Annotated in this window: 13 protein-coding genes; 9 read left to right on the forward strand and 4 right to left on the reverse strand. The window is 67.3% G+C overall.

All coding sequences use genetic code 11. The features are described 5' to 3' along the window. Positions 1-31 precede the first annotated feature (31 nt). Positions 32-1456 carry an isochorismate synthase gene (locus PUN71_RS01755; protein ID WP_277797140.1) on the reverse strand — a complete coding sequence of 475 codons (1425 nt, stop codon included), beginning with the start codon at positions 1454-1456 and terminating at the stop codon, positions 32-34. A 120-nt stretch (positions 1457-1576) separates the two neighbouring features. Between PUN71_RS01755 and PUN71_RS01760 the strand changes: the two genes are divergently transcribed. From PUN71_RS01760 to PUN71_RS01775, 4 genes are all read left to right on the forward strand, one after another. Then, on the forward strand, positions 1577-2353 hold the full coding sequence (locus PUN71_RS01760; protein ID WP_277797141.1) for a demethylmenaquinone methyltransferase: 777 nt from the start codon (positions 1577-1579) through the stop codon (positions 2351-2353). Between the two features lie 3 nt (positions 2354-2356). Next, on the forward strand, positions 2357-3688 hold the full coding sequence (locus tag PUN71_RS01765; RefSeq protein ID WP_277797142.1) for a geranylgeranyl reductase family protein: 1332 nt from the start codon (positions 2357-2359) through the stop codon (positions 3686-3688). Next, on the forward strand, positions 3685-4785 hold the full coding sequence (locus tag PUN71_RS01770; protein WP_043449154.1) for a polyprenyl synthetase family protein: 1101 nt from the start codon (positions 3685-3687) through the stop codon (positions 4783-4785). The genes PUN71_RS01765 and PUN71_RS01770 overlap by 4 nt, the downstream gene beginning before the upstream one ends. A 486-nt stretch (positions 4786-5271) precedes the next feature. Beyond that, positions 5272-6123, forward strand: a complete 852-nt coding sequence (locus PUN71_RS01775) for a DUF559 domain-containing protein (RefSeq protein WP_277797143.1) — start codon at positions 5272-5274, stop codon at positions 6121-6123. 112 nt (positions 6124-6235) lie between these two features. Here the strand turns inward: PUN71_RS01775 and PUN71_RS01780 are convergent, their stop codons facing one another. Together PUN71_RS01780 and PUN71_RS01785 are read right to left on the reverse strand one after the other, a co-directional pair. Then, positions 6236-6664: a hypothetical protein gene (locus PUN71_RS01780; RefSeq protein ID WP_043449149.1), complete on the reverse strand. Its 429-nt coding sequence runs from the start codon at positions 6662-6664 to the stop codon at positions 6236-6238. Positions 6665-6716: 52 nt separating this feature from the next. Beyond that, a complete protein-coding gene (locus PUN71_RS01785) occupies positions 6717-7370 on the reverse strand; it encodes a trimeric intracellular cation channel family protein (RefSeq protein WP_043449146.1) in 654 nt (217 codons plus the stop codon). A 60-nt stretch (positions 7371-7430) separates the two neighbouring features. On the opposite strand from PUN71_RS01785, the gene PUN71_RS01790 reads away from it, so the two are divergent. From PUN71_RS01790 to PUN71_RS01810, 5 genes are read left to right on the forward strand one after another with little or no spacing between them, the layout of a single operon-like run. Beyond that, complete coding sequence (locus PUN71_RS01790; protein WP_277797144.1) at positions 7431-8300, forward strand: sirohydrochlorin chelatase; 870 nt, start codon at positions 7431-7433, stop codon at positions 8298-8300. A gap of 54 nt (positions 8301-8354) precedes the next feature. Continuing rightward, positions 8355-10100 (forward strand): nitrite/sulfite reductase, encoded by a 1746-nt coding sequence (locus PUN71_RS01795; RefSeq protein ID WP_277797145.1) that lies wholly within the window; start codon positions 8355-8357, stop codon positions 10098-10100. Continuing rightward, the gene (locus tag PUN71_RS01800) at positions 10100-10828 is read left to right on the forward strand and encodes a phosphoadenylyl-sulfate reductase (protein WP_277797146.1); all 729 of its coding nucleotides are present in this window, start codon (positions 10100-10102) and stop codon (positions 10826-10828) included. Before PUN71_RS01795 ends, PUN71_RS01800 begins: the two co-directional genes overlap by 1 nt. Further along, entirely contained in the window at positions 10825-11769 is a 945-nt protein-coding gene (gene cysD / locus PUN71_RS01805; RefSeq protein WP_043449136.1) for a sulfate adenylyltransferase subunit CysD, read from the forward strand. The genes PUN71_RS01800 and cysD overlap by 4 nt, the downstream gene beginning before the upstream one ends. Further along, the gene (locus PUN71_RS01810) at positions 11769-13178 is read left to right on the forward strand and encodes a sulfate adenylyltransferase subunit 1 (RefSeq protein WP_277797147.1); all 1410 of its coding nucleotides are present in this window, start codon (positions 11769-11771) and stop codon (positions 13176-13178) included. The genes cysD and PUN71_RS01810 overlap by 1 nt, the downstream gene beginning before the upstream one ends. 96 nt (positions 13179-13274) lie before the next feature. Here the strand turns inward: PUN71_RS01810 and PUN71_RS01815 are convergent, their stop codons facing one another. After that, positions 13275-13712, reverse strand: coding sequence for an SRPBCC family protein (locus tag PUN71_RS01815; protein WP_277797148.1), 438 nt, complete (start codon positions 13710-13712; stop codon positions 13275-13277). Positions 13713-13756: the final 44 nt, after the last annotated feature.

Raw genomic sequence — 13756 nt, forward strand, 5'->3', positions numbered from 1 at the left:
CCAGACTCATCGCCCGGATAGGGGTAAAACTTCAGCTGCTGATGCCCAGCGATTCAAGCATCGGCCGGAACTTGGCCCACGTCTCCGCGAGCTCGGCCTCCGGCTGCGAACCGTCCACGATGCCGCAGCCGGCATACAGCCGGACAGTCTCGGGGGATTCGATCACGGCGCCGCGAAGCGCGATTCCCCACTCACCGTTGCCTGCCGCATCCAGCCACCCCACCGGCCCGGCGTAGGGGCCGCGGTCCAGGTGCTCCAGCTTCCGGATCAGCTCGCCCGCCACCAGCGTGGGTGTTCCGCAGACTGCCGCCGTAGGGTGCAGTGCGTTGATCAGGGCAAGGCAGGTGGGCACGTGGCCCTCCACCTCGGTGAGTTCCGCCTTGACGTCCGAGGCCAGGTGCCAGACGTTGGGCAGCTCCAGGATGAAGGGCTCATCGTGGGCGTTCATGGCCTCGGAGAAGGGCGCCAGCTGCCTGGTCAGCGACTGGATGGCGATCTCATGCTCATGCCGCTGCTTCTCGGAGCCGGCCAGGACCCGCGTTGCGTAATCCATCGGTGCGCCGTCCTCGCCGTGGGCGTCCCGGCGGTCCAGGGTGCCGGCGAGAACCCGGGCCTGCGCCGTGCGCCCCTCCACCTGGATCAGCATTTCCGGCGTCGCTCCCACGAGCCCGTCCACGCCGTAGGTCCAGCATTCGCGGTACCGGGCGGCGAGCTCGCGCAGCACATCCGCGGCATGGACGCCGGCAGGAATGGTTGCCACTACGTCCCGCGCCAGCACCAGCTTCTCCAGCGCGCCCGTGCGGATCTCGGCAACCCCGGCGGCCACGGCGTCCATCCAGGCTTCCTCGCTGAGCGATCCGGTATGCAGTGTCGCGCCGGCCGCCAGCCGGAGCGGGCGTACGACGGCGCCCCCCGCCGTGCCGGGCACGCTCACCCTGGTGCCGTCCCCGGCGGAGTCCGCTGCCGCCGTCGCGCCTTCACCCGCGCCTTCGCCGGTTCCTTCGGTGACCGGAGTGCCGGCGGCACCACTGCCAAGCCACCTGTCCAGGGCGGCGAGGGCCGTCTCCTCGGTGAGGGGGCCGTCGTCGAACGTCAGCTGGGTGAGCCAGGCCTGGTTGTCACGCACGCCCACCACGATCTCCGGCACGATCAGCCGGGACTCATGGGCGGAGGTCTTGGAAAAAGCGAAGGAGCCGAACGCCACCGGACCGGTCCCGGGCAGCTCCACGGAGTCGGTCACCTCGGCTTCCAGGACCAGGTGCCGCCACCAGATGTCGGCCTCCAGGAACCGGTCGGGACCAGTGGCGGTGAAGCGCGCGGTCTCACCAAAGCCTGCCAGTCCGGCTTCGCGGCGGCTCCAGCAGAGGACGTCGTCCCGGACCAGAAACGAGGGCAGTCCCCCGGAGTATTGGTGTCCGTTGAGGGGAAATGTCAAGGTGCGGAGCGTGCTCGTCATGATTGCTCCAACTTACTGTGTTCTGCTGAGTTTTACTGTGTGGCCTGGATAGAACCCAGTAGGGATCCATTCCTGGCGGGGCTGGTCAGGACCTCCGGGAACATTTGAGACAATGTCATGGTGAACCGAGCATCCTTGGATAAGCGTCCGGACGAAGTAGCCACGATGTTTGACGACGTCGCACCGAAATACGACGTCGTCAACGATGTCCTCTCCATGGGGCAAACCCGCCGCTGGCGGAAGATCGTGGTGGACGCGATGGAAGTCTCCAAGGGCCAGCGCGTCCTGGACCTCGCGGCCGGCACCGGTACCTCCAGCGAGCCATATGCCGACGCCGGCATAGATGTAGTGGCCTGTGACTTCTCCCTTGGCATGCTCAAGGTGGGCAAGCGCCGGCGGCCGGACATCAACTTCGTTGCAGGGGATGCCACCAACCTGCCGTTCGCGGACAATACGTTCGATGCGACCACCATCTCCTTTGGCCTGCGCAACGTCAACGAGCCCAGGAAGGCGCTGCAGGAAATGCTGCGCGTCACCAAGCCCGGCGGCCGCCTGGTCATCGCCGAGTTCTCCCAGCCCGTGGTCCCGCTGTGGCGCACCATGTACACCGAGTACCTGATGCGCGCGCTGCCCGCCATCGCCACCAAAGTCGCCTCCAACCCGGACGCCTACGTCTACCTCGCCGAGTCAATCCGCGCCTGGCCGGACCAGGACCACCTGGCCGCCTGGCTGCAGGAAAGCGGCTGGGAGAATGTCACCTACCGCAACCTCACCGGCGGCATCGTGGCGGTCCACCGCGCGTTCAAGCCCGCGAATTCGGCATCCAACGGCGCCGCTGCCGCCATCGCCGCGCACAAGGGCCCGGTGGCCAAGCTGCGCCGCAACATCGTCCGCTGACCTGTGAAGGTTCTGATTGTCGGCGCCGGTCCCGCCGGGTCCACCGCCGCGTACTACCTCGCCAAGGCCGGCCTGGACGTCACGGTCCTGGAGAAGACGTCGTTTCCGCGGGAGAAGGTCTGCGGCGACGGCCTGACGCCCCGTGCCGTGCGCGAGATCCAGAAGCTCGGCCTGCCGCACCCCGAGAACGACGGCTGGCGCCGGAACAAGGGCCTGCGCCTCATCGCCGGCGGCCGCACCATCGAACTGCCCTGGCCCGAGGTGTCCGACTTCCCGCAGTACGGGCTCATCCGCACCCGCCTGGGCTTTGACGAGGAACTGGCCCGGCACGCACAGGCCGCCGGTGCCACCATCCTTGAGCGGCACAGCGTCACCGATGCCCTGACAAACGACGCCGGCCGCGTCACCGGGGTCCGCGCAGCGCTCCTTGATGAGTCCGGGCGCAAGACGGGGGAGACGCTCGAGTTTCCCGCCGACGTCGTGCTCGCTGCCGACGGAAACTCCACCCGCACCGCCGTGTCCATGGGGCTCCAGAAGCGCGACGACCGCCCGCTGGGTGTCGCCGTCCGCACCTACTTCACGTCCCCGCGCACCAACGACGACTGGATGGAGGGCTGGCTGGAGCTCCCCGGCCGGGACGGCAAGCTGCTGCCTGGCTACGGCTGGGTCTTCGGCGTGGGCGACGGCACCTCCAACGTAGGCCTGGGCATCCTCAACTCCTCGAAGGAATTCGGCAAGCTCGACTACAAGCAGGTCCTGCGCGAATGGACCGCCGGCATGCCCGCCGACTGGGGCTTCACGCCGGAAAACCAGGTGGGCGAAATCCGCGGTGCCGCCCTGCCCATGGGCTTCAACCGCACGCCGCACTACTCACCCGGGCTCCTCCTGATCGGCGACGCCGGCGGCATGGTGTCCCCGTTCAACGGCGAGGGCATCTCCTACGCCATGGAGTCGGCCCGCTTCGCCGCGGAGTTCATCATCGACGCCTCCTCACGCATGGCTGCTTCGGGCGGAACGTACGACGCCGACGCGCACCTTGCGCGGTACGCGGACTACGTGCGGGACCAGTGGGGATCGCACTTCACCCTCGGCCGGGCCTTCGCCGCGCTGATCGGCAAGCCCGCCGTCATGAAGCTGGCCCTGCGGACCGGAATGCCCATCCCCGTGCTGATGCGGTTCGTGGTGCGGCTCCTGGCGAACCTCACGGACAGCTCCGCGAAAGGCTTCGAGGACCGGGTGATCCGCGTCCTGGAATCGCTGGTTCCGGCCACATCCAATACCCCGTCAGCTCCGAACCAGCGGTATCCGCAACAAAAAGTTAGGGTTAACCCGTGACCAAATCCGCAGACCACAGCTGGACGCACGCCGGGCACGGCCTGCCGGACTCCGAACCCAGCCTCAACACCACGGCCATCGCCACGGGACTCCAGCTGCCGGCCGGCTTCGCGGCCATCGCAGCGGACGATGAACTGGGCCCTGCCATCACCACCAACCTGGCCAAGGTGGAGAAGAAGCTCCGCGAAGCCATCGCCAACTCGGATCCCCTGGCTGACGCAACGTCGCGCCACCTGGTGGAAGCCGGCGGCAAGCGTATCCGGCCGCTGCTGACGCTGCTCTGCGCCCACCTCGGCGACGCGTCCCTGCCTGCGGTGGTGCAGGCCGCCGTCGTGGTTGAACTGACCCACCTGGCCACCCTCTACCACGACGACGTCATGGACTCCGCCCCGTTCCGCCGCGGAGCGCCGACTGCCCACGAGGTGTGGGGCAACTCCGTGGCCGTCCTCACCGGGGACCTGATCTTTGCCCGCGCGTCCATCCTGGTGTCCGAGCTTGGCGGCCGGGCACTCGGAATCCAGGCCCGCACCTTCGAGCGCCTGTGCCTGGGCCAGCTGCACGAAACCGTCGGCCCCCGGCCGGACGAGGACCCGGTGGAGCACTACCTGTCGGTGATCGCGGACAAGACCGGTTCGCTGGTGGCGGCCTCCGGCCAGTTCGGTGCCATCTTCTCCGGCGCCGACGAGGCCTTCGAGGACATCCTGGTGGAATACGGCGAGAAGGTGGGCGTGGCTTTCCAGCTGGCCGACGACGTCATCGATGTCACCGGCGTCAAGGTCAAGTCCGGCAAGTCCCCGGGAACCGACCTGCGCGAAGGAGTTCCCACCCTGCCGGTGCTGCTGCTGCGCAAGGCAGCCGCCGACGGCGACCAGTCCGCCGTCGACCTTTTGAGGCTCATCGACGGCGACCTGTCCTCGGACGAGGCCCTCGCCGCCGCTGTCGCCGGCCTCCGCGAGCACCCCGTGACGGCAGAGTCGTGGGTGGTGGCGCGCCGCTGGGCCGACGAGGCCATCGCCGCCCTGGCTCCGCTGCCCGAGGGCGTGGTCAAGGAGTCGCTGTCCAACTTCGCGCTGGCCGTGGTGGACCGCGCCAGCTGATTGGGTCTGTCAGGAGCCCGGTTCCCTTGGTTGTCCAGGTGGGGCCGGGCTTCTTCTCTTCATCGATTGCTCTGTAGTTGTCGTTTTGACGCGCCATAACGACAACTACGGAGCAATCGATGGATGGGGCGTTAACGGGACAGCCCCGGTCCGCAGCAACCGAAGCTGCTGTGAACCGGGGCTGTCTCTCCGTTCGCATCAGACCCGCCGGAGGCGTTTAGCGGATCCGTGAATAGCTTATGACAGCTTTGTCACAATACGCAAGTCCCCGTGTAACTCCCCTGTCAAAGAGTTTTCGCGGGGGAGGTCCTACCCCAAATGCGTTACTTATGGCTTCGCCGCGAGGTGCCAGCCCCGTATTTACGCGCACCCTCGATTTGCTGCGCCGCGTAAATTACGCACAACGGGTCGGCCGCTTCGTTGTCGCTTATCCACATGGACACATCCCTCTGCTCCCGCGAGTGCTCCCCCCACGCACGATGAAGGATGGATATCTGCGACTACCTGGCCAGGCGCGGCGGAGCTGCTCGATCGCTGGAGCTGCATAAGGCCGGCTTCACGCGTACCAAGGTGGGCCGGGCGGTAGCTCTTGGCCTCGTGCTGAAAATCAGGCGGGGTGTGTACTCGCTGCCCGGCGACAAACGCGCTGTCCGGGCTGTGGCCGCCGGCGGGCGGCTCACTTGTCTATCCGCAGCGCCGATCTACGACCTGTGGACCCTCGGCGATCCAGCCGTCCTGCATGTCAGCCGGAGCCACCCCGTACATACGCCTGGCGTCATTGACCACGGCCGCCCCAAACATCCGCGCCATTCCTGGCTGCCTGCATTGGGTCTGGCAGACGTCCTTTTGCATGCGCTGCATTGCCTGCCGGAGCTTGAGGCGCTGGTGATGGTGCAGTCGGCTGTGGGCCGCGGTGACATCGCGCTTGATTTCCTTTACGGGCGTTGCCAGGGGCGCCGGAACGGGCGGGCACGATCGGTGCTGGACCTGGTGATTCCCCGAGCGGACTCCGTGCTTGAGGTACTTGCAAATGTCCACTTTGCTCGCGCCGGACTGCGGCTCCGGCGGCATGTTTACATCGCAGGAGTAGGCGAAGTGGACTTCCTGGTGGAGGAGTGCCTGGTGGTGGAGACAGATGGTTCAACCCACTTCGAACCAAAATCCGTCAAGCGGGACCAACGCCGCAACAACCAAAGCATCATCGGGGGCTACCTGGTGCTGCGCTATTACTATGACGACGTCATCCACCGTCCCGACGCCATGGTGGCAGAAGTCCAGGCGGTGTTGCGCAGGTGGCGAAGGCCAACGAACAACCGGGACGGCAACACGTTTGCGTAATTTATAGGCCAGCAGAGGGTGTGAACCCCTGCAATCCCGGAGGCCTGATCCTGAAATGACCTATAGATGACGCATTTACGCTGAAGGCAGCGGGCCCAGAGAAGGAAGCCCCTTACTCTTCCTCTTCGTCCTCGAACGCCCACTCGAACATGTCGAAGACGAACTCGGAGAAGGTCCCTTCCTCGGACTTCCATTGGCCGCGGGCATTGTTGCGCCGGTACACGATGGGGTCAGGGACGCCGAGGTCGCCTACGCGGAAGCCCCAGGTGAACTGTTCCTCTTCATCCTCGAGGAACATCAGGAAGCCCTCGTCATCGACCTCGAGCTCCTCGGGGTCCCAGAAGTAGTGGTACGCCTCCATCAGGTCCTCGCAGCCGCCCAGGGCGAGGTAGAACTCGCGCAGGACCAGCGGGATCTGGAACTGGTGGTCGGCGAGGGCCTTGTCCAGCTCCTCGGGCGTCAGGCCGTCCTCTTCCTGCCATTCATCCTCGAGATACTTCGGAACAAGCGCACGGAACTTCTCGAGGAACATGTCAGTCATGCTCATATCCTAGCCAATCCGGAGGGCCCCAAAATGACATCGCGCCGAACCCTCAGAGGCCCGGATCGGCCGCCCGGCGTTGCCAGCCACGCACCGCGAGGGGCGCCTGCCAGGAGCGCCGCCAGGCAAGCACCCGGAACGTGAAAACCACGGCCGCGATGCCTGCCGCCGTGAGGACGTTGAACACGCCGAAAACCCACAGGATCGCCGTCAACAAGGAGCCCAGGAACGCGGGCAGGGCATAAATGTCCTTGGGGTTGAACAGTTCCGGAACCTCGTTGGCGGTAATGTCCCGCAGCAGGCCACCGCCCACCGCCGTCGTTACTCCCAGCAGCACCGAAGCCACCGGATTCAACCCCGTGGCCAGCGCCTTCAGCGTGCCGGTCATGCAGAACAGCGCCAGGCCGGCGGCGTCGAACAGGACCAGCAGCGACGTGTAGCGCTGGACGCTGGAGAACAGGAAGAACACCAGCACGGTGGCCAGCAGCGGCGGAACCAGATACGCGGGGTTGGTGAAGGCTGCGGGAACCACGGCAAGGATGATGTCGCGGATCACGCCGCCGCCAAGCCCCACCAGGGAGGCCAGCAGCAGGGATCCGACAATATCGATCTGCTTCCGCGCGGCCAGCAGCGAGCCCGAGACGGCAAAGAAGAACACGCCCAGCAGATCCAGCCACACCGGGGAGTTGTCAAAGGCGAATGTCATGGAGCGTCCCGGCAATTCAAAGAGGGCGGACAGGGCGGCTCCAACGTTACGCTAACCCCTATGAACAGCCCCATCATGATCGCCTGCGCCCATGGGACGTCCAACACACAGGGAGCCGCGGAGGTCAACGCCCTGCGCGCCGCCATCGCCGAACTCCGCCCCGGACTGGATGTCCGGGAGGCGTATGTGGACGTCCAGCAGCCCGACCTGGTGGACGTGGTGGCGGGCCTGCCGGGCGGGGAACCCGCCGTCGTGGTTCCTTTGTTGCTGAGCGTTGGCTACCACGTGAAAGTGGATATTGCCCGTGCCGTGAAGAGCCGTCCGGGCAGTGCGGCCGCCGCGCCGCTGGGTCCCGACCCGCGGCTCGCCCAACTGCTGGACCAGCGGCTGCGGGAGGCCGGCACCACGGACAACGACGTCATCGTGCTGGCCGCGGCCGGCTCCTCCAACCCGAACGCCGCCGTCAGCGTGGAGGAGTTGGTGGGCCAGCTGCGGGAGCTGCGGTCCAACCGCATCGTGGCCGCCTACGGTGCGTCCGCCAAGCCGTCCGTGCCCGACGCCGTCGCCATGCTTCGCGAGGAACTTGCCGGGGGTGCCGGGGCGGGGGAGTCCGCAGGGGCGGTCGACGTCGGCGGGCGCGTGGTGGTTGCCTCGTACTTCCTGGCGCCGGGCTTCTTCCACGACCAGCTGGCCAAGGCGGGTGCCGACGTCGTGACCGCGCCGCTGCTGCCCTCCCGCGTGCTGGCCGAAATTGCACTGGATAGGTACGACGCCGCCGTCGCCCGGATGAATTCAACCCCCGCCGAGGCCCCCGGACAGGCCGCCCCCGCGGCTCCCGCCGCAGCCCCCATCGAGGTGCCCGCCGATGCACAGCAGGGAGGCTTCTTCAAGGCCGTCCGGCGTTTCGTGACGAAATATTTCCCTAGGTGACTTAGCGTTTCCGGGCCTTTGTGACGCTATTCGGCGTCGCCCTACAGTCGATGCATGACTGATACAGCTCTAGCCGGAGCGTCGGCGGACTCCGCTGCCGCCAAGCGCCCCGCACGCCCGTCCCGCCCCGCTGCAAAACCGCACGGGCAGTGGAAAGTGGACGGCAAGACGCCGCTGAACGCCAACGAAACCTGGAAACAGGAAGACGACGGCCTGAACGTCCGCGAGCGTATCGAGACCATCTACGCCAAGGAAGGCTTCGACGCCATCCCCGGCCAGGACCTGCACGGCCGTTTCCGCTGGTGGGGCCTCTACACCCAGCGCAAGCCCGGGATCGACGGCGGCAAGACCGCAACGCTTGAGCCGCACGAGCTTGAGGACAAGTACTTCATGCTGCGCGTGCGGATCGACGGCGGTGCCCTTACCACCGAGCAGCTGCGCGTCATCGGCCAGATTTCCGTGGACTTTGCCCGGGACTCCGCCGACCTCACGGACCGGCAGAACATCCAGCTGCACTGGATCCGCGTGGAGGACATCCCCGAGATCTGGAACCGGCTGGAGTCCGTGGGCCTGTCCACCACCGAGGCCTGCGGCGACGTGCCCCGCGTCATCCTGGGTTCGCCCGTCGCCGGCATCGCCAAGGACGAGATCATCGACCCCACCCCGCTCATCGCCGAGCTGGGGGAGCGGTTCATCGGCAACCCGCTGCTGTCCAACCTGCCGCGCAAGTACAAGACCGCGATCACCGGGCACCCCAGCCAGGACGTGGTCCACGAGATCAACGACTGCGCCTTCGTGGGGGTCCGTCACCCCGAGCTCGGCGTTGGCTACGACCTCTGGGTGGGCGGCGCGCTGTCCACCAACCCGATGCTCGGCAAGCGCCTGGGCGCCTTCGTCCAGCCGGACCAGGCCGCAGACGTGTGGCTGGGCGTCACCAGCATCTTCCGGGACTATGGCTACCGCCGCATGCGCACCAAGGCCCGCCTGAAGTTCCTGCTGGCCGACTGGGGCCCGGAAAAGTTCCGCCAGATCCTGGAGGACGAATACCTGGGCTACAAGCTGGCCGACGGTCCCGCCGCCCCTAAGCCGGCCACTCCCGGCGACCATGTGGGCGTGCACGAGCAGAAGGACGGCAAGTTCTTCATCGGCGCCACCCCCATCGCCGGCCGGCTCTCGGGCGCCGCCCTGGTCAAGCTCGCCGACACCCTCGAGGCCCGCGGCTCCTACCGCCTGCGCACCACTCCGCACCAGAAGATTGTGGTGCTGGACGTCGAGAAGGACCAGGTGGAGCCGCTCATCACCGAGCTGGACACCCTTGGCCTGTCCGCCCGGCCGTCCGTGTTCCGCCGCGGCACCATCGCCTGCACCGGCATCGAGTACTGCAAGCTGGCCATTGTGGAGACCAAGTACACGGCCGCCACCGCCGTCGCCGAGCTGGAACGCCGCCTGGCCGACCTCGCCGGCTCCGGCCAGCTGCCGCAGGCACTGTCGCTGCACATCAACGGCTGCCCCAACTCCTGTGCCCGCATCCAGACCGCGGACATCGGCCTCAAGGGCATGATGCTGCCAACGCCCGACGGCGATCCCTCCCCGGGTTTCCAGGTCCACCTGGGCGGCGGGCTGGCCAACAACGACCGCGAGGAAGCCGGCCTGGGCCGCACCGTGCGCGGCCTGAAGGTCTACGTCGACGACCTGCCCGACTATGTGGAGCGCGTGGTGCGCCGGTTCGTCGCCGACCGCGCCGAAGGCCAGACCTTCGCCGAATGGGCCCACGCAGCAGACGAGGAGGCACTGCAGTAATGGCAAAGCATCTCGCACCCGCACCGGCCAAGCGCCCTGTCGAAGAGCTGAAGGCCCTCGCCGAAGCCGGCGCCGCCGAGCTCGGCTGGGACGCCCCCGCCCGCGACGTCATCGCCTGGGTGGAGCGCAACTTCGACCTGCCCGCGGTCGCCGTCGCCTGCTCCATGGCCGACGCCGTCCTGCCCGCCCTGGTGGCGGACCAGATGCCCGGCGTCGACGTCCTGTTCCTGGAGACCGGCTACCACTTCCCGGAAACCTACGCCACGCGTGACGAGGTGGCCGCGAACCTCCGCGTCAACGTGGTGGACGTGCTGCCGGAGAACACCGTGGAGCAGCAGGACCGGCTGCTGGGCAAGGACCTCTTCGCCCGGGACGCCGCCCAGTGCTGCGCCCTCCGCAAGGTGGCCCCGCTGCAGCGGACCCTTGCCGGCTACGAACTCTGGTTCACCGGCGTCCGCCGCGACGAAGCCCCCACGCGCACCAACACCCCGCTGATCACCTGGGACGAGAAGAACGGGCTGGTCAAGGTCAACCCGATGGCAGCCTGGACCTTCGACCAGCTGGTCCAGTACTCCGAGGACAACCTCCTCCCCGTCAACCCGCTGCTCTCGCAGGGTTACCCCTCCATTGGCTGCCAGCCCTGCACCCGCAAGGTGGCGCCCGGCGAAGACCCCCGCGCCGGCCGCTGGGCAGGAACCGACAAGACAGAATGCGGACTTCACGTATGAGCACATCCCTTTCCGAGGAGACCCAGGTGACTGACACCGCCGTAACCACGCGCCTGTCCAGCCTGGACACCCTCGAATCCGAAGCCATTCACATCATCCGCGAGGTTGTTGCCGAGTTCGAGAAGCCCGCGCTGCTGTTCTCCGGCGGCAAGGACTCCGTGGTGATGCTGCACCTGGCCACCAAGGCGTTCTGGCCGGGCAAGGTGCCGTTCCCCGTGCTGCACGTGGACACCGGGCACAACTTCCCCGAGGTCATCGACTTCCGCGACCGCACCGTCGAGCGCCTGGGCCTGAAGCTCGTGGTGGGCTCCGTGCAGGAGTTCATCGACCGCGGCGAACTCGCCGAGCGCGCCGACGGCACCCGCAACCCGCTGCAGACCGTCCCGCTGCTGGACGCCATCCAGCAGAACAAGTTCGACGCCGTCTTCGGCGGCGGCCGCCGCGACGAGGACAAGGCCCGCGCCAAGGAGCGCATCCTCAGCCTCCGTGACGAGTTCGGCCAGTGGGACCCGCGCAACCAGCGCCCCGAGCTGTGGAACCTCTACAACGGCCGCCACACCGTGGGCCAGCACGTCCGTGCGTTCCCCATCAGCAACTGGACCGAGCTGGACATCTGGCGCTACATCGAGCGCGAGAACATTGAACTTCCCGGCCTGTACTACGCCCACGAGCGCGAGGTCTTCGCCCGCGACGGCATGTGGCGCGCCGTGGGCGAGGTGTCCCAGCCCCGCCCGGATGAGGAAGTCATCACCAAGACCGTCCGCTACCGCACGGTGGGCGACATGTCCTGCACCGGCGCCGTCGAGTCCAACGCGTTTACGGTGTCCGACGTCGTGGTTGAAGTCGCCGCCTCCACCCTGACCGAACGTGGCGCCACCCGCGCAGATGACCGCATCTCCGAGGCCGCCATGGAAGACCGCAAGAAGGACGGGTACTTCTAATGACCACGATTTCTGAGATTCCGGCCGAATCCATCAACGAAGCCCTGCCCACCACCCTCTTCCGGTTCGCCACCGCAGGATCGGTCGACGACGGCAAGTCCACCCTGGTGGGCCGCCTCCTCCACGATTCCAAGGCCATCCTCGCCGACCAGCTCGACGCCGTCGCCCGCACCTCGGCCGACCGCGGCTTCGGCGGAGACAAGGGCGGAATCGACCTGGCCCTGCTGACCGACGGCCTGCGCGCCGAGCGCGAACAGGGCATCACCATCGACGTGGCCTACCGCTACTTCGCCACGGACCGCCGCAGCTTCATCCTGGCCGACTGCCCCGGGCACGTGCAGTACACCAAGAACACGGTGACGGGCGCCTCCACCGCGGATGCCGTCGTCGTGCTCATCGACGCCCGCAAGGGCGTCCTGGAGCAGACCCGCCGGCACCTGTCCGTGCTGCAGCTGCTGCGCGTGGCGCACGTGATCGTGGCCGTGAACAAGATCGACCTGGTGGACTTCAGCGAATCCGTGTTCCGCGACATCGAAGCCGACGTGCAGCAGGTGGGCCGCGAACTGGGCCTGGGCTCCGACGGCATCAGCGACCTGCTTGTCATCCCCGTGTCCGCCCTCGACGGCGACAACGTGGTGGACCGCTCCGAGCGCACCCCCTGGTACACCGGGCCGGCCCTGCTCGAGGTCCTCGAAACCCTCCCGGCGGCCGACGAGCTGGAAAGCCACCTGGAAAGCTTCCGCTTCCCCGTGCAGCTGGTCATCCGGCCGCAGGGTGCCCTCGCACCGGACGCCGTGGCCGCGGGCCTGGACGTTGAGGCCTTCCGTGACTACCGCGCCTACGCCGGCCAGATCACTGAAGGTTCCGTGAAGGTGGGCGACAAGGTCTCCGTCCTGACTCCCGGTCAGGACCCGCGCACCACGACCGTGGTGGGGATCGACTTCTCCGGTGCCTCCCTTGAGGAAGCCGCCGCGCCGCAGTCCGTGGCCATCCGGCTGGCGGACGAGTTCGACGTCGCGCGCGGAGACACCATCGCTGCTGCCGGCACCGTCCGCGAAGCCTCCGCGGATCTGTACGCGGCACTCTGCTGGCTCTCGCCCAAGCCCCTCCGGGAAGGCCAGAAGGTGCTGGTCAAGCACGGCACCCGTACCGTGCAGGCGATGGTCCGCAACGTCACCGGCAAGCTGGACCTGGCCTCCTTCAAGCTGGAGCCGGCGTCCACCCTGGAACTGAACGACATCGGCCACGCGCAGCTCCGGCTCGCCGCACCGCTGCCGCTGGAGAACTACCTGCACCACCGCCGCACCGGTGCGTTCCTGGTGATCGATCCGCTGGACGGCAACACGCTGGCCGCCGGCCTGGTCAAGGACCACCCGGGCGACCACGAGGACGAGCGCTACAGCATCTAGGTCCTGCCCCCGAAACCGCGGCTTGTTCGCAGATCCGAACCTTCAAGGGACGGACACGCGAACAAGCCGCGGTTTTGTCGTGTCCAGGGCCGGGGCCTACTGCCGTCCCTCGAGGATCGCCTTGAGCCGCTCCAGGTCCTTCCGGTTCTCGCGGCGCATCATCGGCTCCATGACCAGCCCGGCCAGCCGGGAGAAACCCGAGGGGCTCCCGCTGTTGCCCAGGGTCATCCGGGTCCCGCCGCCGTCGTCCGTCCACGTGTAGGTGGTCTGCATGGGAAACGGTCCCTGGTCCGTGCGCATCACCAGCTTTTCACCCGGGACGTACTCCACGAACTCGTAGGTGTAGTTGAGCTCCCGCCCCAGGAACTTCGCGGTGAAGGCCACCTTTGAGCCCGTGCCCAACGGGCCGCCGTCCAGCCGCTGCGAGGAATGGATGTTGACGTACCACCGGGGGGCGTTGTCCGGGTCCGCCGCGAAGCCCGCCACGTCGGCGCGCGGCCTGTTGATGTGGATGTCCGTCTGGACGTTGACCATGGCTGCTTCTCCTCTCGAAGGCGGGGTTAGCCTAGGACTTACCC

It is taken from the genome of Arthrobacter sp. NQ7 (assembly GCF_029581595.2).
Lineage (GTDB): Bacteria > Actinomycetota > Actinomycetes > Actinomycetales > Micrococcaceae > Arthrobacter > Arthrobacter phenanthrenivorans_B.